Below are 19,182 nucleotides of genomic sequence, written 5' to 3' on the forward strand. Positions count from 1 at the left end.
GCAAGGGGTGGGGATGATCGCGCTGCAGGGGCCTTCGACGGTGGGCGGGCGCGCACGGCGCCGCTTGCCGCCGCCATGCCCGCCGCATCGCAACCAGTCGTCTTCCGGGCCGGTCTCCGGGCTTGCGGGCCGATGGCTGGGCCATCGCCCCAGGCGCCTTCCCATGCCGCAGCACAGTGGCGTATCGCCTGGGTTTTCCACGCTTACCGTTGCGGGGGCAGCGCCGGAGTGGCAGCAAAGGGTCTGCTGCGTCACCGGCTTCCCGTTTCAACCTGCCGGCACGCGCCGCAGGTCACCTGAAAGTGCGCGCAGTGTAGAGCAAAGGCGTGGGCGCGGCAGGGTATGCGCCAGGGCGATGCAGGCCGAGCGGTTAGAATGCGCCTCGCTCTACGAAGTGGTCCTGATGAAACAGACGTGGTTGCAGCACCCTTGCCGGCCGATGCTGGCACTGTCGGCCCTGCGGGCGGTGGCATGATCCTGGACCTGGTCCGCCATGCCAGTACCGGCCGCGACGGGCACCTGGATGGACGCAGCGATCCGCCGCTGGACCCTGGCAGCACCGACGCGCTGTGCGACCGCTATGCCGCGCTGGCGTGGCAGCGCGTAGTGAGCTCCCCCCGCCAGCGTGCGCTGGCCACTGCCGCTGCGCTGGCGTTGCCGCACGGGGTGGAGGTGGTCGCCGATGAGGAGTGGGCAGAACTGGATTTCGGCGATTGGGATGGCCAGGCACTGCACGATCTGCCGATGCCGCAGTTGTCGGCATTCCATCGGGATCCGCATGCCAACCCGCCACCGCAGGGCGAAAGCTGGGGCCATTTTGAACGCCGCATCGCGCGCGGCCTGCACCGGCTGCTGGACGACCCCGAGCCGGTGGCAACGCTGATCGTCAGCCACGGCGGCCCGCTGCGGATGGTGTTGTCGCAGGTGTGCGGACTGCCGATGGCGATGTGCTGGGCGCTGCGCATCGACCACGGCACGCGGCTGCAGCTGCGCGTGGAGCGTGAGGACCAGCGGCTGTGGGGCGAGTTGCTGGAGCTGCAGCAGCCTTGATCGGCAGCGTAGAGCCGGGCTTTGCCCGGCTGGCGTCGGATGTGGTGTCGCCGCGTAGAAGCAGCCGGGCAGAGCCCGGCTCTACGACGTCTCGTCGTCGAACGGCGGCGAGACGTCGCTGTCGTCGTCGCGGTGCTGCGCGGTGCGGTCGTAGACCGGGCCGGAGGCCGGCGGGGCCTTCTTCAGCGGCTTGTCGGCAATGATCGCGTCGTAGGCGGCGACCAGCTCGATGCGGCGTGCTTCCGGCAGTTCCTGCCAGTGGCAGTCCTGCAGCGCACCTTCCAGCGAATAAAGCAGGTTCAGGCTGGGCTTGAAGCCGGCGCGACGGACCTTGACGAAGGCGTCCACCGCGCCGATCGCCATCAGCTCCTCGGGCGTACGCAGACCGACCTGGCGCAGCCAGGCCGCGCTCTTGGGGCCGATGTTGCGCAGCTTGACGCTCATCCCAGTGCCTCGACGAACACCGCGGCGATCGCTTCCATTCCCGCCTGGTCGTCGGCGTCGAAGCGCGCAAGCGAGGGGCTGTCCAGATCGAATACACCGATCAGCGTGTCGCCCTTCACCAAGGGCAGCACCAGCTCCGAGCGCGAGGCCGAATCGCAGGCGATATGCCCGGGGAAAGCCTCCACGTCGTCGATCCGCTGGGGGATGCGCTGGCTGGCCGCTGCCCCGCACACGCCCTTGTCCAGCGGAATGCGCACGCAGGCGGGCAGGCCCTGGAACGGCCCGACCACCAGTTCGGTGCCGTCGAAGAAGTAGAAACCGGCCCAATTCAGCTCCGGCAGGGCGTGGTAGACCAGCGCCGACAGGTTGGCGGCATTGGCGATGCGGTCGCGCTCGCCGTGGACCAGCGCGCGGGCCTGGGCCAGCAGCTGGCCGTACTGTTCCGGCTTGCTGCCGGTAAGCGAGGAGGTATCGAACATGGCCCGAGTCTAGCAAGCGGCAGGCCGCGCCGGGACCGTCGATAATAGGCCACTCCTTTGCCAGTGCCGTGCCGATGATCTTCCCACCGCCTCCCGCCCTGTACGTCACCGGTACCGATACCGGCATCGGCAAGACCTTCAGCAGCTGCGTGCTGCTGCACGCGCTGCGCCGCCAGGGCGGCACCGCGGTGGGCATGAAGCCGGTCGCCAGCGGCTGCGAGTGGACGGCCGAGGGCCTGCGCAACGAGGACGCCACCGCGCTGCTGGCGGCCAGCGACCCGATGCCGGCCTATGCCGACCTCAACCCGTATGCGTTGCCGTTGCCGCTGGCACCCGAGCTGGCCGCTGCCGAGGCGGGCGTCCGACTGGCGCTGCCACCGATCGAGGCCGCCTTCGCACGGCTGCGCGCGCAGGCCGATACCGTGGTGGTGGAGGGCGTGGGCGGCTGGCTGGCGCCGTTGTCGGCCACGCTCGACCAGGCCGACCTGGTCAACGCGCTGCAGCTGCCGGTGGTGATGGTGGTGGGGTTGCGGCTGGGCTGCCTCAACCATGCACGCTTGACCGCTGCGGCGATCGCGGCCAGCGGCGCACGCTGCATCGGCTGGATCGGCAATGAGATCGATCCGCAGATGGCCCGCATCGACGACAACATGACCCTGCTGCGCGCGCGCCTGCCGATGCCCTGCCTGGGCCGGCTGCCCTATGCGCCGGGTGCCGATCCGGCCGGACTGGCGGTGCGCTTGAGCCTATAGGCCAGCGGGCGCGCAGCCGCTTACCCGGCGCGCAGCGCGCAGGCCAGGCGGCCCACCGTGGCAATCGCGGCCACGTAGGCCTCGTCCAGTTCCTGGCAGCACGACAGGCGCAGGCAATGCCGGTAGCGCGCCCCGCGTGAGTAAACCTGGCCCGGCATGAACACCACGCCCTGCGCCAACGCCTGCTCGAACAACTCACCGGTATCGATGCCGGCCGGCAGCTCCACCCACAGCAGAAAGCCCCCGGTGGGCAGGGTGGCCAGCGTGCCGGCCGGGAAATGCTGGGCGATCAGGCTGCGCACCCGGCGTACCTGGTCGCTGTACAGCCGGCGCATCCTGCGCAGGTGCTGCTCGTAGCTGCCGGCGGCCAGGAACGCGCCCACCGCCTCGCCCAGCAGGCGTGATTCGGCGCCGGTGGACTGGAACTTGAGCAGCTGGATATCGGCAGCGAAGCGCCCCCCATCCAGCCAGCCGATCCGGTAATCCGGTGCCAGCGTCTTGGAAAAACTGCTGCACACCATCACCCAGCCGTCCTCGTCGAAGGACTTCAACAACGGTGCCAGGGGTTCCTGGTACTGCAGTTCGGCATACACGGCATCTTCGATCAACGGAATGCGGTAGCGGTTCACCAGTGCGGCCAGGCGTTGCTTGGCGGCGACCGGCATCGTGCAGCCCAGCGGGTTGTGCACGCTGGGCATGGCCACGATCGCGGTCAACGCGCCCTGTTCCAGCTGCGCGGCCACCGCGTCCACGTCCAGGCCCTGGCGTGGGTCGGTGGGCAGCTCGATCGCCTTCAGGCCCAGGCTGCTCAACAGCGGGTACAGGTTGAAATATGACGGCGCCTCGATGCCCACGGCATCGCCGGGGCGGGTCACCGCCCGCAGTGCCAGCTGCAGGGCTTCCATCGCGCCATGGGTAAGCACCAGCCGCTCGACATGGGTGTGCAGGCCCAACCGCGGACCACGTCGCACGATCTGCTCCAGCAGCACGCTGGCGGCATTGGGGCGCGCGTAGGTTTCCACCATGCCGACGCGGCGCAGAACCTGCGCGGTGCTGCGGGCCAGGCGCGCGCCCGGATAGAAACGGCTGCCGCGCGGGCCGGCGAAGGCCAGGTCGACCACGCCCGGCTGGCGCTGTGCGTCCAGCACCCGCGCCATCATCAGCTGCTGGGTCTGGGTGGTGGCCAGCGACGGCGCCGTGCGCAGCGAGCGGGTGGGTTGGTTGAGTTGCGGGCTGACCACGAAACCGGCCTTGGGCCGTGGCATCACCAGCCCGGCGTCCTCGAGCTGGCGGTAGGCGGCGATCACCGTGTTGAGGCTGAGCTGGCGTTGCGCGGCCAAGCCGCGCAGCGACGGCAGGCGGCTGCCGACCGGTAGCCGACCGCTGTGGATCGCGTCGGCCATTTCATCGGCCAGGGCTTGGTAGAGGTTGGCTGCCATGGGGAACGTCCGCAGGAATCTGTAACCATGCGAATCGGCCATGACTGGCGCTGTATCCGCTGCTGCCCGCAGCCTAGCATGCTCCTGCCAGCGCGCCCGGGCCGTCCCGCCGCGCATCCCGGTCTTCCCTCGCGCACGGCGGTGCTGGGTTTCGCCGTGCGCTTTTTCCGCTATCCAGTCACCGTGCCGACAACGTCGACACCAATCGCGGCTTCTCGCGGTACAGCGCCGGGAACTGGCGCTTCAGGGTGTCCACCTTGGGCGCATCGTTGATGCGGATGTACATCGATTCCGGGTGCAGGGTGAGGTAGTTCTGGTGGTAGCCCTCGGCCGGGTAAAAGCGCTTGCCACCGTCCACCTGGGTCACCACCGGCACATTGAAGGCCTTGGCCCGCTGCAGCTGGGCGATGTAGGCCTGGGTGGCGGTGCGCTGCGCGGCATCGTCGGCATACACCGCCGAGCGGTACTGGGTGCCACGGTCCGGTCCCTGCCGGTTGAGCTGGGTGGGATCGTGCACCACCGAGAAGAACACCTGCATCAGTTGCCCGTAGCTGACCTGCGAAGGATCGTAGGTCACCTGCACTGCCTCGGCATGGCCGGTGCCACCGCTGCCCACCCGCGCGTAGCTGGCATCGCCGGCGCTGCCGCCGATGTAGCCCGACACTGCGTTGTCCACGCCCTTGATGTGCTGGAACACGCCTTGTACTCCCCAGAAGCAACCACCGGCGAATACCACCTGCGCGCGTTTGCTGTCGGCTTGTGCAAGGTTGGCCATGCCACTGGGCGCGGGCAGCATCACCTGGGCCTGCGCCGGGGCTGCATGTGCCGGGCGGTCCAGGCTGACCACGGCGGTGACGGTCAACGTGGCGATCACCGCAGCGATGCTGCCGGCGACCAGTTTGTCCATGCTGATGTTCATCGAAAGCCTCCTGGGCTCAGCCGAAGGTAAAGGCGTAGGCGTGTACGCCCGGATCGAGGAACTCGATCTCGAAGGTCCGTTCGCGCACCTCGCCGGTCTGGCGGATCAACTGGTACAGCCGGTGTTCGCCCACCTGGCCGCTGCCATCGGCGGCCACATCACCCCCGGCCGCTTCGCCCGGTGCCTGGCCGTCGATACGCACCTGGTAGCGCACCGGTTTGCCGTCCGCGCCCGGTGCCAGCACCAGGTGCAGGTCACGTGCGTGGAAGCGGAAGGCGATGCGCCCGCCGGCCTGTTGCAACTGCGCGTCCTCATCGCCCACCGTCCAGCGCCCCGCCAGCGCCCACTGGTTCAAGCGCAGGCTTTCCGGCACGCGGTAGTCGGTCGCCGTGTCGGTGCGCTGGCCGCCGGGCGAGGCGAAATTCTCCGCACGCGCATGGCCCAGGTAGGTCTCCGGGGATTTCAGGCTGCGCATGTCGGCCTGGCGTTCGATGCCATCGCGGGGCGCCGCAGCGGCCATCGCCATGGCCTGGGCGGGTTCGTCGGGCAGGCGGTTGCCGGCCTCGCGCAGCAGCTGGCGCAGGATCTGCTCGGACTGCGCGTAGTTGCCCTCGCCGAAGTGGTGCGCACGGATCTGGCCCTTGGCATCGATGAAGTAATGCGCCGGCCAGTAACGGTTGTTGAACCCGCGCCAGATCGCAAACTCGTTGTCGATCGCCACCGGGTAGGTGACCTTCAGGTCCTTCACCGCCTTCTGTACGTTGCCCAGGTTGCGCTCGAAAGCGAACTCCGGCGCATGCACGCCGATCACCACCAGGCCATGGTCGCGGTAACGCTCGGCCCACTCGCGCACGTACGGCATGGCACGCAGGCAGTTGATGCAGGAGTAGGTCCAGAAATCGACCAGCACCACTTTGCCGCGCAACGACTCGGCCGTCAGCGGTGGGCTGTTGAGCCAGCCGGTGGCACCGTCCAGCGAAGGCAGGGTGCCTTCCACCGGCAGGTCGCCGCCGGCCTGGTCGCCCCCGGCCATCATCATCATCGCCCCGCCGGCCGGCGGCTGCTGCGAGGGCAGCGTGTCCAGCAGCCCCTGTTCCAGCTTGGCGGTGCTGACCGTGGACAGACGGGTCAACACGCCGGTATCCCACCCCATCGCGATGGCCACCACCGCCAGCAGCGCGGCCACGCCCAGCCCGCGACGCACCCATTCGCCCACGCCCAGGCGCTGCTTCAAGGCCGCAAACACCCGTCCACCGATCCAGATCGCCAGGGCAAGCGAGGTCGCCGCCCCCAGCGCGTAGGCCAGCAACAGGCCGCTGGTGCCCACGCTGGCACCCTGCAGCGCTGCCCCGGTCAGGATCAGGCCCAGGATCGGCCCGGCGCACGGTGCCCACAACAGGCCGGTGGCCACGCCGATCAGCAGCGAGGTGCCCACCCCGCCACGGCCGGCATCACTGGCCGCATCGGCCGAGGCACTGAGCCGCGCGCCGAGGCGCTGGAACGGCGACAGCAGCCGGTTGGCCAGCGATGGCCACAGCAGCGCGAGCGCGAACATCGCCATCACCACCAGCGCGATCCAGCGGCCGATCTGGTTGGCCTGCGCCACCCACTGGCTGCCGACCGCCGCCAGGCTGGCCACCACCGCGAACATCAGCGCCATGCCGATCAGCAACGGCAGCCCGCTGCGCAGGAACGGACGGTCCGAACGCGCGAACACGAAGGGCAGCACCGGCAGGATGCACGGGCTGAGGATGGTAAGCACGCCGCCGAGGTAGGCCAGGACAAGCAGGAACATGGAAAGGTCCTTCCGGAAAGGGAAAACGTCGTGATCAGGCCGCGACGAAGGTCATCGCCGCGCCGTTCATGCAGTAGCGCAGGCCGGTCGGGCGCGGGCCGTCGTCGAATACATGGCCCAGGTGGCCACCGCAGCGTCGGCAGTGCGCCTCGATGCGGATCATGCCGAAGGTGGCATCGCGGTCTTCGCCGACCGCATCGTGCAGCGGCGCCCAGAAGCTGGGCCAGCCGGTGCCGCTGTCGAACTTGGTGGAGGAGGAGAACAGCGGCAGCGCACACCCGGCGCACTGGAACGTACCGCGCCGGTGTTCCTTGTTGAGTGGGCTGCTGAACGGCCGCTCGGTGCTCTGCTGGCGCAGCACCGCGTATTGCGCCGGGGTGAGCTGTTCGCGCCACTGCGCATCGCTGCGCATCACCTCGAAATGACGGGTAGGGGCGGCCGGTGCGGCTGGCGCCGGGCCGCTGCAGGCGGTGAGGCCGAACAGGCCGGCCGCGGCGGTCGTGGCGCCCATGCCAAGCACATTGCGACGGGTGTAACGCATGGCCGATCTCCGGGTCTGGATACGATGCGGCCATGCTGCGCCCGCGCCGGTCAACGAATCCTCACGCAGGGTTAAATTTTCCGTGACACATTCAGGCCCGGATCCACCGACAATGCTGGCTTCTCCCCTTCGTGTCCGTCCGTGCCGATGAGCACCGCCAAACGCGTTCTGATCGTCGAAGACGATGCCCACATCGCCACCCTGCTGCGCATGCACCTGCGCGATGAAGGCTATGAGGTCACCCATGCCGCCACCGGCGACGAAGGCCTGGCCCTGCTCGAAGCGCAGCCGTGGAACGCGCTGGTGCTGGACCTGATGCTGCCGGGCGTGGACGGGCTGGAAATCTGCAAGCGGGCGCGCGCGATGGCGCGCTACACCCCGATCATCATCACCAGTGCGCGTGCCAGCGAAGTGCATCGCATCCTGGGCCTGGAACTGGGCGCCGACGACTACCTCGCCAAGCCCTTCTCGATGCTGGAACTGGTGGCGCGGGTGAAGGCGCTGCTGCGGCGGGTGGAAGCCATGGCGCAGAACGCGCGCATCGACGCCGGTGAAACCGAGGTGGCCGGGCTGCGCATCGACCCGGTTGCACGCACCGCGCGGGTGGAAGGCCGGCCCCTGGAACTGACCCCGCGCGAATTCGACCTGCTGTATTTCTTTGCCCGTCACCCGGGCCAGGTGTATTCGCGCATGGACCTGCTCAACCAGGTCTGGGGCTACCAGCACGACGGCTACGAGCACACCGTCAACACCCACATCAACCGGCTGCGCAACAAGATCGAGCGCGACCCGGCCACGCCGCAGCGCATCCAGACGGTGTGGGGACGAGGCTACAAGCTGGTCGACCCCGATGGGGACGCGGCATGATCCGCCTGACCTTGTCCCAACGCCTGTCGGTGGTGTTCTGCGCGTTGCTGCTGGCCTGCTGCGGCGCACTGCTGTGGATCCAGATGCGCAGCACCGCCATGCACGAACAGGAAACCGTGCAGCGGCTGTCGCGCGGGCTGGCCGAGCACATCGCCCGCAGCGGCGAACTGATGGACGCGCGCGGCATGCGCGGCGGTGAAGTGCGCGCGCTGTTCGGCAAGCTGATGGCGGTCAACCCCAGCGTCGAGGTCTACCTGCTCGACGACGAAGGCCGCATCCTGGGCCACGACGCGCCCGACGGCCACCTCAAGCGCGACCGCGTGGACCTGGCCCCGGTGCGCGCGCTGCTGCGCGACGAGCCGCTGCCGATCCTCGGCGACGACCCGCGCAGCGCCACCGGCCGCAAGGTCTTCAATGCCGCGCCGTTGTGGGTGCAGGGACGCCAGGCTGGCTACATCTACGTGGTGCTGGTGGGCGAGCAGCGCGAGGCGCTGGCGGCCAACATCGCCGCCAACGCGACCCTGCGCACCACGCTGTGGTCGCTGGCGATCGTGGCCGTGGTCGGGCTGCTGGCCGGCGTGGTCGCGTTCCGCTGGGTGACCCGTCCGCTGCGCCAGCTGACCCGGCGCATCCAGGCGTTCGACGTGGACGCGGCCGGCGCCGGCACGCCGCTGCCACCCACCCCGCTGCGCGCCGGCGAGCGCGACGAGCTGGCCATCCTGCAGCACAGCTTCGGCCACATGGGCCAGCGCCTGGGCGAACAATGGCAGCAGCTGCGCGAACAGGATCTGCAGCGCCGCGAGCTGGTGGCCAACATCTCCCATGACCTGCGCACGCCGTTGTCGTCGCTGCATGGCTACCTGGAAACGCTGGCGTTGAAGGACGCCACGCTGGGCGCCGAAGAACGCCAGCGCTACCTGGGCATTGCGTTGGCGCAGAGCCGCAAGGTGGGCGCGCTGGCACAGGCGCTGTTCGAACTGGCACGGCTGGAGCACGGCGGGGTCAGCCTGGACCTGCAGGCGTTCTCGCTGCCCGACCTGGTCCAGGATGTGTTCCAGAAGTTCGAGCTGGCTGCGCAGGCACGCCGGCAGACGCTCACCGCCGACATTCCGCCGGGGTTGCCCGCGGTCGTGGCCGACCTGGGGCTGATCGAGCGGGTGCTGACCAACCTGCTGGACAACGCGATCCGGCACACGCCCGAAGGCGGCCGCATCGAGGTGGTGCTGCGCGCGCAGGACGGCGAGGTGCAGGTGGCCATCGCCGACACCGGTCCGGGCATTGCGCCGGAGCGCCGCGCGTCATTGTTCAGTACGCCAGCGGCGCTGGGCAGTGCGCGCCCGGACAGCGGCGGGCTGGGGCTGTTGATCGTGCATCGCATCCTGCAGCTGCATCACCGGCAGATCCGCCTGATGGACAGCCGCGAGGGCGCGCTGTTCGTGTTCAGTCTGCCCACCCTGGCAACGCCCGGGCGGCGCTAGCCGTCCGCGAACGGGTCAGGGCGGAAGCAGCAGCCTGAACTGGGCGCCGCCCAGCGCCGAACGGCGCACATCGGCCCGCCCGCCGTGCTTTTCGGCCACCACCCGAACGATGGCCAGGCCCAGGCCGAAGCCATCGGCGTGCGCATGCAGCTGCACATAAGGCGCGAAGATCTTGTCGCGTTGGGCGATGTCCACACCGTCGCCATCGTCATCCACCGCCAGGATCACCCAGCCGCCTTCGCAGCTGGCCGTGAGCCGCACCCGGCTGCGTGCGAATCGCAGTGCATTACCCACCAGGTTCCGCAGCGCCAACTGCAGCGCCTCGCGATTCGCCCACAGGTGGATCTCCGGCTCGATCCGGATAGAGCATTGGATCGATTGCGGCGGCGTCTGTGCAGACAGGACCTGGTCGAACAGTGCGTCCAGATGCACCGGCGCACGTTCCACCCGCTGCAGGCGCCCGATCTTCGAGTAGCCCACGCCGGCCTCGGTGAGCCGTTCCAGGCGCGCGATGTCGCCAAGTACGCCGTCCAGTTGGCGCTCCCGTTCGCGCTGGCTGGTGGCTTCGCGCAGCATCTCCATGCCAAACCGCATCCGCGCCAGCGGCGTGCGCACTTCATGGGCCACCGCGTCGGACAGAATGCGCTGGGCATCCATCAAGGCGCGCAGCCGCGAGGCCATCGCCTGCAGCGACTGCTGCAGGGGGTCCACCAACCGGGTACGGGTTGGCGGGATGTCGGCGTGCAGTCGTCCATCGTGAATGGCCAGTGCGGCAGTGCCCAGCACGTACACATCCCGCCATACCCGATACAGCAGAAAGTACAGCGGCAGGGCAACGGCGATGACCGCATTGAACAGCAGCACCAGCACGTGCACCAGGTCGGACGCATACCAGGGCGCCGGTGGCATCGGGTAATCGTTGAAGTCACCCAGCACCAGCACCTGGTCGCTGCCGGACAGGCGCTGGTAGGACTTGCTGGCATCTGCACGCAGCACCACCGCGCCGTCCTGCAGGTGCTGGAACTGGCTGGCCTGCAGGACGCGTCGGGTGGACGGCAACGGCACCAGCTCGATCGGGTAGGCGAAGCCGCGCTGCACTTCCTCGCGCAGCGCAGGCCATCGTGCCTGCGGAGTATCTGCGAAGCGCAGCGCCAGCAGGTGGTGGGTACCGCTGACCTGGGCTTGCACGTAGGGGGCATGATCGTACTCGCCCAGGGTGGGGATGGACATCGACAACGCCCCCCCGAGTGAGATGACGACCATGTACGCCGCCACAAAGCCGGCGCAGTAGCGCACGAACAGGCCGAAGTGGCCCGGTGCGCGCGGTCGTCCGCTGGCCAGTGGCGCCGCCCCCGGGCTCACGCCCAGCCATCCCGGTTGAACAGATAGCCCTTGCCGCGCACGGTCTTGATGCGTTGGGACGCCTCATCGTCGTCGCCGAAACAACGCCGCAGCCGCGATACGCGTGCATCAATGGAACGGTCGGCACCATCGAAGCCGATACCGCGCAGTGCCTTGAACAGTTCGTCCCGGGACAGGATCCGGCCCGCGCCTTCGGCGAGTACCCGCAGCAGATCGAACTCGGCAGCGCTCAGCGCGATCCGCAGGTCGCGAAAGCGCACCTCGCGGGTGCCGCGATCCAGCTCCAGCCGGCCAAACACCAGCGCTTCATTGTCCTTGTGGGACGAAGGCGCGCGCCGCAGGTGCGCGCGGATGCGGGCCAGCAGCACGCGTGGCTCGATCGGCTTGCCAATGTAGTCATCCGCGCCAAGTTCCAGGCCCACCACCTGGTCAATATCGTCGTTGCGCGCGGTGAGCATGCAGATGACACCGTCGAAGCGCGGGCGCAGGGAACGACAGATATCAAAGCCGTCGCGGCCCGGCAGGGTGACATCCAGCAGGATCATGGACGGCGCATGCGCCATGACCGTTGCTTCGGCGCATAGGCCATCAGCCTGGTGCAGTACCCGGTAGCCGTGGCGCTCAAGATAGCTGGCGATCAACCCGCCAAGTCGTACGTCGTCTTCGATGACCACGATATCGATCATGTTCGACCTCCTGCAGCATCCAGTGCGGGAGCGCATGCTGCCCCGGCGCGCATCGCCAGGACAAGGCGAACTGTCGCAATCGGGCGCGGGCGCACGCCTGCCGTTACGCGCCGTTACCTGGCCGGCACGTTTGGTTGCAAACGCGGTACGAAAGGCGTGCTGACGGGTGCAGCGTCCGCTGCGAGCATCGGAGGAATTCAACAACGGAGCCTGACATGGCCGCACACACTGTGTTTATCGTCCTGAAGCTGTCCTTCTGCAGGTGTCGTGATGATCGTGCCGGCGCGGCACGACGGAGTTGCCGATGAGTGGTCTGTGCGGCGCGCTGGAATGTGTCGCCAACGCCAACGCCAACGGCAACGTGGGGCCCGTGCACGGCACAGGCATCGGTGCGATGGTGACGATGCTGTGCCGACACGGTCGCAAGCGCTGGTTCCATTGGCAGGATCCATCAGCCGGCATCGCGTTGGCTGCCTGCGGCCCGATGCAACCGCTGGACGCGGCACCGGCACATTCGCCCTGCGGCCGTTACGTGGTGGTGTTGGACGGTGTGCTGGGCAACCGCAGGGCAGTTGAGCAGGGGCTGGGCCACAGTGCCGCCGGCGCCACCTGCGACGCTGCCGTGCTGGCGGCGGCCGTGGCTGCCTGGGGGCTGCAGGCCAGCCTGCAGCGTTGCCACGGTGCATTCGCATGCGCCGTGTGGGATGTGCAGGAGCGCACCCTCAGCCTGGCCCGCGATCGCGCCGGCGAGCGGGCCCTCTACTACGGATGGAGTGGCAGCACCTTCCTGTTCGGTTCGGAACTCAAGGCGCTCCAGGCCCACCCGATGTTCGCCGCGACGATCAATCGGGATGCGTTGGCGCTGCTGCTGCGCTTCGGCTATATCCCTGCACCGCACAGCATCTATCAGGACGTGTTCAAGGTACGGCCGGGTCACGTGGTCGTCATGGACTCCGTGGCCCAGGCTGTCGGATCCAGTGGCCACGATCCCCATGCGTCCAGCCAGGCCTACTGGTGTGTTCGTCAGCAGATGCGCGCGCATGCGGGCGCTCCCACGGCGCCATCGCACTGGGTGGAGGGGCTTGAAGGCGTGCTGCGGCCGGCACTGGAGCGGTGCCGGATGACGCGGCAGCAAGGTACCGCCGTGTTCCTCTCCGGCGGTACCGATTCATCCGTGGTGGCAGCACTGGCACAAAGCCAGAGTCGCTTGCCGATCGACACCTTCACGCTGGGTTTTGACGCGGCCGGTCATGACGAACGGCAATGGGCCACGCGCGTTGCCCGGCATCTGGGGAGCCGGCATACCGAGCAGGTGATGGGGCCGCAGCACCTGCTGGACAGTCTTGCCGCTCTGCCGGAGGTCTGGTGCGAGCCGTTCGCCGATCCCTCGCAACTGCCGACGCTGCTCGCCAGCGCACTGGTGTCGCGCCACCGCGACAGGGTATTGACTGGCGATGGCGGCGACGAGCTGTTCCATGGGCACGCCGCCTATACGCGTGCGGTGCGCAACGCGCGCTGGGCAAAGCAGTGCCCGGCCTGGTTGCGACAGCCCCTGGTCGCCCGCTACCGCGCCGCACCGGAGAGCGCTCGGCTTGGCGGGCTGCCTGCGCTGGGTGCCGAGCTTGCCGCGCGTGAAGTGGAGGAGCACTTCCTGCTGCGCGTATTGCGATGGCGGGATCCTGCCGGCGTGGTGCTCGGCGCGCGTGACGCAAGGACCTGTTTCAGCGATCCCACGCAGTGGCTGGGATGCGGCAGCGATGCTGAGCGCGTCCGCTATCTGGATACGCGCATGGACCTGGCCGAAGGCGTATTGACCAAGGTGGATCGTGCGGGGCGCGCTTACGGCCTGACCACGTGCGCCCCGCTGCTGGATCTGGACGTGATGCGCTACGCGTGGTCGCTTCCCGACCAGGCCAAATACGCTGACGGCGTGCACAAGCGTGTGCTCAAGGATCTGTTGCGTCGGCACCTGCCCGATGCACTGGTTGACCGTCCCAAACAGGGTTTCGGCCCGCCGATGGCGACGTGGCTGGCCGGTCCCCTGCGCAGCTGGGCCGAAGAGCTGCTGGCACCGGCGCGCCTGCAGCGGGAGGGATTCTTCGACGCCGCCGTGATCGGGGCGATGTGGCGCGATTTCTGTGCCGGGCAGCGCAAATGGCACACACACCTGTGGCCGGTACTGATGTTCCAGGCGTGGTACGCAACGCATCGCCGCTAGCACCACAGCATGCTCGTGTGCACGCCGTTACACGCGGTCACACAGTGTCCAATGCCGTTGCGATGGACACACCGTAACTGCACTGACAGGCCGTCGGTGGAGGGGCACGCTGGTCGCTCCCCAACCCAAGGAGTTTCCATGAAGCACGTTATTTCCCTCGTCGCGGTCATGTCCGCACTGGTTGCCGGCAGCGCCCATGCCACCCCTGCCGACCGCGCAGGCGGCTACCTATACGGGGGGATCGGCAAGGCGAACGCGGCCACGACGCGTTCTGCGGCGTCGACTGCCGATGGCCGGCGCCACACGGCCAAGGGCTCCGGCACCCTCTATACCGTGGGCGCCGGCTACCGGCTGGCACCCTACCTTGCGGTGGAATCATCGTTGCAGAGCACGGTCGGCTCCGGGCGCAGCAGTACGCAGGGTACGCTCGCCCATCGCAGCGTCGACGTGGGCGGCCTGGTGCTGCTGCCGATTGGCAGTCGCGTGGAGGTGTTCGGCAAACTTGCCTTCGGCAGTCGCCAGCAGCGCTATCAGGCACCGACGATGTCCGATGCCGGATCAACCAGCGACAAGGTCTTTACCGTTACCCCCGGTGTGGGCGTGAACGTTTACCTGACCCCGTCCCTGGCGTTGCGGTCGGATTACACCTTTGCAGGCAAGGTGAGCAAGCGCGTGGTCAACGCCGCCGGTGCCGACAACATACGGCTCAACACCTGGACCGCCAGCCTGGCCTACGGTTTCTAAGCGGAGCTTCGCGACGCAAAAGAAAGGTTCTCCCATCTGAGGGGCGAGTGGAAATATGCGATAACGCTTTCAGACGCGGTCGTCGGCGGGTCGAGCGCTGGGCCCCCATGCCCTTTCCGGCGAATGTCCTCCGGCGTCGGCCTGCGGCCGCCCCTTCCCCCTTTATTTCGCCTCCAAGGGCATGGGGGCCCAGCGCCCGACCCCCTGCTTACCGCAAGCCAAGCCCCGTAGCAGCCGGTAGGCGCCTGGGCAAAATCAAGGAGGAGGCCGCCCGCGGCCGGGGGATATTTGCGCCAGGGGCCTACCGGCTGCTATGGGGCCCTCACGTTCGCGGCCGGCCTGATCGGAGACGCCAGCCGAGCCACGCGGTGTCACCCGCGTAGTGTCGTGCTCACTCTGCGCCAGCCCTCGCAACAAGACGCTCCCCTTGGATGGGAGAAGAACCAAAAAAAGACCCGACAGAGGGAGGGTTCTGTCGGGTCTGGGATTGCGTGGGGGGAGGGACCCACGCAAATTCGATGCGGGTGTGGCTCAGCGCTTGGCAGCACCCGGCTTGGCAGGGGCATCCGCGAACGGACCCCGGACCAGCGCGCTGAACGCCTCGGAGGCTTTCAGCCCCAGGCCGACCACTTCCTGGTGGGCATGGGTCCAACGGGCGAGGTTGTCACGGGCCAGCTGCGCGCCCTTGGGCAGCAGCGTGCCCGGTTCCTGTGACTGCGCGATTTCACCGAAGAACCCGCTGGTGGCGGTGATGTTCTTTTCCAGCGTCTTCAACTGCACGCCGAACATGCTTTCGGCATTTTCCAGTGCGAGCCGATTGGCGCGCGTGGCCGTGGCGGCCAGCTGGCGGGTGTAGTCGCTGAAGGAATCGGTGAACGCGGACGCCATGGGAGCGGCTCGAGAGCGTTGATGCAATGCAGCATACGCCGAAAATATTGCATTGCAACATGTTGTTGCCAGTTGTGGTCCGGTTTCAGAAAAACCGGTTTCCAATCAATGGGTTGCGTTGGCTTGCGGGCGGTTGGGTGGGCCGACAGCCGACCAACGGTCGGCTCTACCGCGCCGTGCACCCGCGCGCCGCCGGGTCAGCCGCGGTAGCGGCAGCCGGAGGTGCAGGTTTCGTGCACGGTCACTTCGCTCAGCTGCGGCAGGGCCGGCTTGAGTTCGTTCCAGATCCAGATCGCCAGGCGCTCGCTGGTCGGATTCTCCAGGCCCGGGATGTCGTTGAGGTAGTGGTGGTCCAGGCGGTCGTAGATCGGCTGGAAGGCCGCTTTGACATCGCCGAAGTCCATGATCCACCCGGTCTGTTCGCCCGGTTCGCCTTCCACTTTCAATTCCACCCGGAACGAGTGCCCGTGCAGGCGCGCGCATTTGTGGCCCGGCGGCACGTTGGGCAGGCGGTGGGCCGCTTCGAGGGTAAAGACTTTGAAGATTTCCATGCCGCCATTGTAGCGGTCGGCCCAGGGCGGCGTGGGGGGCGGGACATGGATGCAGTCGAAACCAAATCTATCCATCCGGATGAAGAGATGGTAGTTTCTCTTATATCCGTATGAAGAGATGTTATTGGCCGGTTCATGGCCAGGCATGGACTACTGCGGAACTTGTCGTCCACCACCCCACTGAAGTTCATGCCCAAGCACACTCTTCTTGTAGCAGCGTTGTCTGCTGCTCTGGCCACGCCTTTGCCTGCGTTTGCCGATACCGCCACCGATGCCGCCGCTGCCGGCGACAGCAAGACCCTTGCCGCCGTGCGCGTCACCGGCTCCAACATCAAGCGCACCGACACCGAGTCGGCCAACCCGGTGCAGGTGATCGACCGCCAGCAGCTGGAGGAGACCGGCAAGGCCACCGTCGCCGACCTGCTGCGCTCGATCTCGGCCAACACCGGCAACGCCAACAACGAGACCACCAACAACGGCTGGGCGTCCGGCTCGGCTGGCATCGGCCTGCGCGGCCTGTCCCAGAAGAACACGCTGGTGCTGCTCAACGGCCGCCGCCTGGCCAACTACGGCTTCCCGGCCGGTGGCCTGTCGGACACCTTCGTCAACCTCAACGCGCTGCCGCTGGTGGCCGTGGAGCGCATCGAGGTGCTCAAGGACGGCGCCTCGGCGGTGTACGGGTCGGACGCAGTGGCCGGTGTGGTGAACATCATCACCCGGCAGAATTTCCAGGGCGCCGAACTCGGGGGCAGCCTCGGTACCGCCGACCAGGGCGGGCTGGACGAGCAGAACCTGAAGTTCATCGGCGGCATCGGTGACCTGGACGCCGACGGCTACAACATCCTGGTCAGCCTGGAAGGCTACAACCGCGAGCGCCTGGACCAGGACCAGCGCGACCTGACCAAGTCAGGGATCTACACCGATCAACCCGGCGGCCGCTGGAACGGCTGGTCGGCCAAGGGCGCACGCTACCTGGTCAACGGCACCTCGGTGCCGATGCTCGATGCCAACGGCAATTGCCCGCAAGGCTCCACGCTGGTGGCCAGCGCGCCGATCGACGGCCTGGCCGGCAATACCTGCGGCTTCAACCAGGCCCCGTACACCACCCTGATTCCCTCGACCAAGCGCTACCAGGCCTACGTCAACGGCACCTTCCGGGTGAACGACAACGTCGAGGCATTCGGCGAAGTGCTCTACAGCGACATCAAGGGCGTGTCCTGGTTCGGCAGCAGCCCGTTCTTCACCCTGGAAAGCGGCCGTTTCGCGCTCAACGCCGATACCGGCCTGGCCGAACCGGTCTCTTCCAACCTGCCGGCCAGCAGTCCCTACAACCCGTATGGGCGCGCGATCCCGATCGAGTACACCTTCTTCAATCTCGGCAGCACCATCAAGACCAACCGCTCGCAGGCCTATCGCGGGTTGGTGGGATTGCGTGGCAGCCTGCAGAACTGGGACTGGGAAGTGGGCGCGTTCGGCGCGCGCAGCAGCGAGCGCGAAACCGTCTCCGGCGGCTTCGCCAACCGCTACGCGCTGGCCGCCGCGCTGGCCGATGGCAGCTACAACCTGCTCAACCCGGCCGCGACCGCCCCAGAGGTGCTCAACGCGATCAACATCAGCACGCTGCGCCCGGCCGAGTCGGTGCTGCAGGGCGTGGATGCCAAGATCTCCGGTGCGCTCGGCCATACCTGGGCCGGTGAGATCGGCTTTGCCGCTGGTGCCGAATGGCGCCGCGAAAAGCTGGACTCCAACAACCCGTGGCAGATCGACGCCGGGCTACAGATCCGCCCGGCCATCGCTGAGGTGCACGGCGAGCGCAAGGTCACCGCCGCCTATGCGGAAGTCAACGTACCGCTGGCCGAACGGCTGGAGCTGCAGGCTGCCGCGCGCGCCGATCACTACAGTGATTTCGGCGATGCGTTCTCGCCCAAGCTGAGCCTGCGCTGGCAGCCGTGGGACATCCTGCTGGTACGTGCCGCCGCCTCCAAGGGCTTCCGTGCGCCGTCGCTGTCGGAGAACTCCAACAGCACCAGCATCGCCTACGGCAGCGTGATCGACCCGCGTGACCCGGACGTGCCCGGTTCGCGGCAGAACCCGACCTTCTTCACCGTCGGCAACAACGACCTCAAGCCCGAGCGCACCAAGAGTTTCAACGCCGGCTTCGTGCTGTCGCCGTGGACCAACACCAGCCTGAGCGTGGACTACTACCGCATCGAGCTGGAAAACCTGGTGGGCACCAACAACACCCAGACCCTGGTCACCGACGACATCCCCGGGGCGGTGCTGCGCGATGAGCGCGGCAAGCTGCTGGCGGTGTACAACCGTTACCAGAACCTCAGTGAGCTGAAGACCTCCGGCTTCGACGTGGAACTGCGCCAGCGCTTCCCGACCGAGCGCGCCGGCGACTTCGCGCTCAGCAGCGCCTTCACCCACGTGCGCAACTACAGCCGCCCCACCGTGGTGGGGGGGCCGCTGGTGGATTACGCCGGCAGCAACCTGGCCGCGACCCTGCCCAAGAACAAGGCCACCACCACCTTGGACTGGAGCTACGGCGACTTCCGCACCGCGCTCACCTGGTACTACACCAGCGGCTACGACCAGAAAGCCAGCGCGGCGGCCACCGCCGTGCAGGATCGCGTGGATGCCTACAGCCAGTTCGATCTGTACCTGGGCTACACCGGCATCGACAAGCTGACCGTGTACGCCAAGATCCAGAACCTGGCCGACGAGGAACCGCCCTACGATGCGTCCTTCCCGGGCATCCGGGCGCCGTATGACTTCAGCCAGTACGACCTGCGCGGGCGCTACTTCACGGTCGGTTTCGACTACCGCTTCTGATCGGGCGGGCCGGTGCTGCCTGCATCGGCCCGGACCTTGGCTGCACCGGAGCGTGCGCATCAACACGGGGCCGGCAGCATTGCCGGCCCGTCACCTTGGGGAATCGCTGTGTCTTTGCATCATCGTGTTTCGCG

17 protein-coding genes and 1 riboswitch are annotated in these 19,182 nt (G+C 67.8%); of the genes, 7 read left to right on the top strand and 10 right to left on the bottom strand.

Translation table 11 applies throughout. The features are described 5' to 3' along the window. Positions 1-90: 90 nt before the first annotated feature. Positions 91-315: riboswitch (cobalamin riboswitch) on the bottom strand. Between the two features lie 156 nt (positions 316-471). Beyond that, entirely contained in the window at positions 472-1,050 is a 579-nt protein-coding gene (locus tag AC3IR9_RS02515) for a histidine phosphatase family protein (RefSeq protein WP_489293840.1), read from the top strand. 81 nt (positions 1,051-1,131) lie between these two features. On the opposite strand, the gene AC3IR9_RS02520 is transcribed toward AC3IR9_RS02515, so the two are convergent. After that, positions 1,132-1,494: a TfoX/Sxy family protein gene (locus AC3IR9_RS02520; protein ID WP_489293842.1), complete on the bottom strand. Its 363-nt coding sequence runs from the start codon at positions 1,492-1,494 to the stop codon at positions 1,132-1,134. Continuing rightward, on the bottom strand, positions 1,491-1,973 hold the full coding sequence (locus tag AC3IR9_RS02525; protein ID WP_489293844.1) for a GAF domain-containing protein: 483 nt from the start codon (positions 1,971-1,973) through the stop codon (positions 1,491-1,493). Before AC3IR9_RS02525 ends, AC3IR9_RS02520 begins: the two co-directional genes overlap by 4 nt. Before the next feature lie 74 nt (positions 1,974-2,047). On the opposite strand from AC3IR9_RS02525, the gene bioD reads away from it, so the two are divergent. Next, on the top strand, positions 2,048-2,725 hold the full coding sequence (bioD, locus tag AC3IR9_RS02530; RefSeq protein WP_489293845.1) for a dethiobiotin synthase: 678 nt from the start codon (positions 2,048-2,050) through the stop codon (positions 2,723-2,725). A gap of 20 nt (positions 2,726-2,745) precedes the next feature. On the opposite strand, the gene AC3IR9_RS02535 is transcribed toward bioD, so the two are convergent. From AC3IR9_RS02535 to msrB, 4 genes are all read right to left on the bottom strand, one after another. Beyond that, positions 2,746-4,164 carry an aminotransferase-like domain-containing protein gene (locus AC3IR9_RS02535; RefSeq protein ID WP_489293847.1) on the bottom strand — a complete coding sequence of 473 codons (1,419 nt, stop codon included), beginning with the start codon at positions 4,162-4,164 and terminating at the stop codon, positions 2,746-2,748. A 178-nt stretch (positions 4,165-4,342) separates the two neighbouring features. Then, positions 4,343-5,083, bottom strand: coding sequence for a peptide-methionine (S)-S-oxide reductase MsrA (gene msrA / locus AC3IR9_RS02540; RefSeq protein WP_489293848.1), 741 nt, complete (start codon positions 5,081-5,083; stop codon positions 4,343-4,345). A gap of 16 nt (positions 5,084-5,099) precedes the next feature. Further along, on the bottom strand, positions 5,100-6,878 hold the full coding sequence (locus AC3IR9_RS02545) for a cytochrome c biogenesis protein DipZ (RefSeq protein WP_489293849.1): 1,779 nt from the start codon (positions 6,876-6,878) through the stop codon (positions 5,100-5,102). 34 nt (positions 6,879-6,912) lie between these two features. Next, positions 6,913-7,419, bottom strand: a complete 507-nt coding sequence (gene msrB / locus AC3IR9_RS02550; protein WP_489293850.1) for a peptide-methionine (R)-S-oxide reductase MsrB — start codon at positions 7,417-7,419, stop codon at positions 6,913-6,915. A gap of 147 nt (positions 7,420-7,566) precedes the next feature. On the opposite strand from msrB, the gene AC3IR9_RS02555 reads away from it, so the two are divergent. Next, positions 7,567-8,286 (top strand): response regulator transcription factor, encoded by a 720-nt coding sequence (locus AC3IR9_RS02555; protein ID WP_489293852.1) that lies wholly within the window; start codon positions 7,567-7,569, stop codon positions 8,284-8,286. Beyond that, positions 8,283-9,764, top strand: coding sequence for a sensor histidine kinase (locus AC3IR9_RS02560; protein WP_489293853.1), 1,482 nt, complete (start codon positions 8,283-8,285; stop codon positions 9,762-9,764). The genes AC3IR9_RS02555 and AC3IR9_RS02560 overlap by 4 nt, the downstream gene beginning before the upstream one ends. A 15-nt stretch (positions 9,765-9,779) precedes the next feature. Here AC3IR9_RS02560 and AC3IR9_RS02565 read toward each other — a convergent pair whose 3' ends face one another. Next, positions 9,780-11,126 carry an ATP-binding protein gene (locus tag AC3IR9_RS02565; protein ID WP_489293855.1) on the bottom strand — a complete coding sequence of 449 codons (1,347 nt, stop codon included), beginning with the start codon at positions 11,124-11,126 and terminating at the stop codon, positions 9,780-9,782. Beyond that, the gene (locus AC3IR9_RS02570; RefSeq protein WP_489293857.1) at positions 11,123-11,812 is read right to left on the bottom strand and encodes a winged helix-turn-helix domain-containing protein; all 690 of its coding nucleotides are present in this window, start codon (positions 11,810-11,812) and stop codon (positions 11,123-11,125) included. Before AC3IR9_RS02570 ends, AC3IR9_RS02565 begins: the two co-directional genes overlap by 4 nt. A gap of 304 nt (positions 11,813-12,116) precedes the next feature. Here AC3IR9_RS02570 and AC3IR9_RS02575 point away from each other — a divergent pair, with 304 nt between their 5' ends. Next, positions 12,117-14,030, top strand: coding sequence for an asparagine synthetase B family protein (locus AC3IR9_RS02575; RefSeq protein ID WP_489293858.1), 1,914 nt, complete (start codon positions 12,117-12,119; stop codon positions 14,028-14,030). A gap of 138 nt (positions 14,031-14,168) precedes the next feature. Further along, the gene (locus AC3IR9_RS02580) at positions 14,169-14,774 is read left to right on the top strand and encodes an outer membrane beta-barrel protein (RefSeq protein ID WP_489293860.1); all 606 of its coding nucleotides are present in this window, start codon (positions 14,169-14,171) and stop codon (positions 14,772-14,774) included. 531 nt (positions 14,775-15,305) lie between these two features. On the opposite strand, the gene AC3IR9_RS02585 is transcribed toward AC3IR9_RS02580, so the two are convergent. After that, positions 15,306-15,662 (bottom strand): phasin family protein, encoded by a 357-nt coding sequence (locus AC3IR9_RS02585; RefSeq protein WP_489293861.1) that lies wholly within the window; start codon positions 15,660-15,662, stop codon positions 15,306-15,308. A 197-nt stretch (positions 15,663-15,859) separates the two neighbouring features. Further along, positions 15,860-16,213 carry a 6-carboxytetrahydropterin synthase QueD gene (gene queD, locus AC3IR9_RS02590; protein ID WP_038690662.1) on the bottom strand — a complete coding sequence of 118 codons (354 nt, stop codon included), beginning with the start codon at positions 16,211-16,213 and terminating at the stop codon, positions 15,860-15,862. Positions 16,214-16,402: 189 nt separating this feature from the next. On the opposite strand from queD, the gene AC3IR9_RS02595 reads away from it, so the two are divergent. After that, positions 16,403-19,048 carry a TonB-dependent receptor gene (locus tag AC3IR9_RS02595; RefSeq protein ID WP_489295669.1) on the top strand — a complete coding sequence of 882 codons (2,646 nt, stop codon included), beginning with the start codon at positions 16,403-16,405 and terminating at the stop codon, positions 19,046-19,048. Positions 19,049-19,182 lie beyond the last annotated feature (134 nt).

This window comes from Stenotrophomonas sp. GL_101 (assembly GCF_057835675.1).

Excerpts from the sequence above, each read along its gene's own strand:
- AC3IR9_RS02545 (WP_489293849.1), bottom strand. The coding sequence starts at position 6,878 with ATGTTCCTGCTTGTCCTGGCCTACCTCGGCGGCGTGCTTACCATCCTC.
- AC3IR9_RS02595 (WP_489295669.1), top strand. The coding sequence starts at position 16,403 with ATGCCCAAGCACACTCTTCTTGTAGCAGCGTTGTCTGCTGCTCTGGCC.
- AC3IR9_RS02575 (WP_489293858.1), top strand. The coding sequence starts at position 12,117 with ATGAGTGGTCTGTGCGGCGCGCTGGAATGTGTCGCCAACGCCAACGCC.
- AC3IR9_RS02535 (WP_489293847.1), bottom strand. The coding sequence starts at position 4,164 with ATGGCAGCCAACCTCTACCAAGCCCTGGCCGATGAAATGGCCGACGCG.
- AC3IR9_RS02520 (WP_489293842.1), bottom strand. The coding sequence starts at position 1,494 with ATGAGCGTCAAGCTGCGCAACATCGGCCCCAAGAGCGCGGCCTGGCTG.
- bioD (WP_489293845.1), top strand. The coding sequence starts at position 2,048 with ATGATCTTCCCACCGCCTCCCGCCCTGTACGTCACCGGTACCGATACC.
- AC3IR9_RS02515 (WP_489293840.1), top strand. The coding sequence starts at position 472 with ATGATCCTGGACCTGGTCCGCCATGCCAGTACCGGCCGCGACGGGCAC.
- AC3IR9_RS02560 (WP_489293853.1), top strand. The coding sequence starts at position 8,283 with ATGATCCGCCTGACCTTGTCCCAACGCCTGTCGGTGGTGTTCTGCGCG.
- AC3IR9_RS02580 (WP_489293860.1), top strand. The coding sequence starts at position 14,169 with ATGAAGCACGTTATTTCCCTCGTCGCGGTCATGTCCGCACTGGTTGCC.
- AC3IR9_RS02585 (WP_489293861.1), bottom strand. The coding sequence starts at position 15,662 with ATGGCGTCCGCGTTCACCGATTCCTTCAGCGACTACACCCGCCAGCTG.
- AC3IR9_RS02555 (WP_489293852.1), top strand. The coding sequence starts at position 7,567 with ATGAGCACCGCCAAACGCGTTCTGATCGTCGAAGACGATGCCCACATC.
- msrB (WP_489293850.1), bottom strand. The coding sequence starts at position 7,419 with ATGCGTTACACCCGTCGCAATGTGCTTGGCATGGGCGCCACGACCGCC.
- queD (WP_038690662.1), bottom strand. The coding sequence starts at position 16,213 with ATGGAAATCTTCAAAGTCTTTACCCTCGAAGCGGCCCACCGCCTGCCC.
- AC3IR9_RS02570 (WP_489293857.1), bottom strand. The coding sequence starts at position 11,812 with ATGATCGATATCGTGGTCATCGAAGACGACGTACGACTTGGCGGGTTG.
- AC3IR9_RS02525 (WP_489293844.1), bottom strand. The coding sequence starts at position 1,973 with ATGTTCGATACCTCCTCGCTTACCGGCAGCAAGCCGGAACAGTACGGC.
- msrA (WP_489293848.1), bottom strand. The coding sequence starts at position 5,083 with ATGAACATCAGCATGGACAAACTGGTCGCCGGCAGCATCGCTGCGGTG.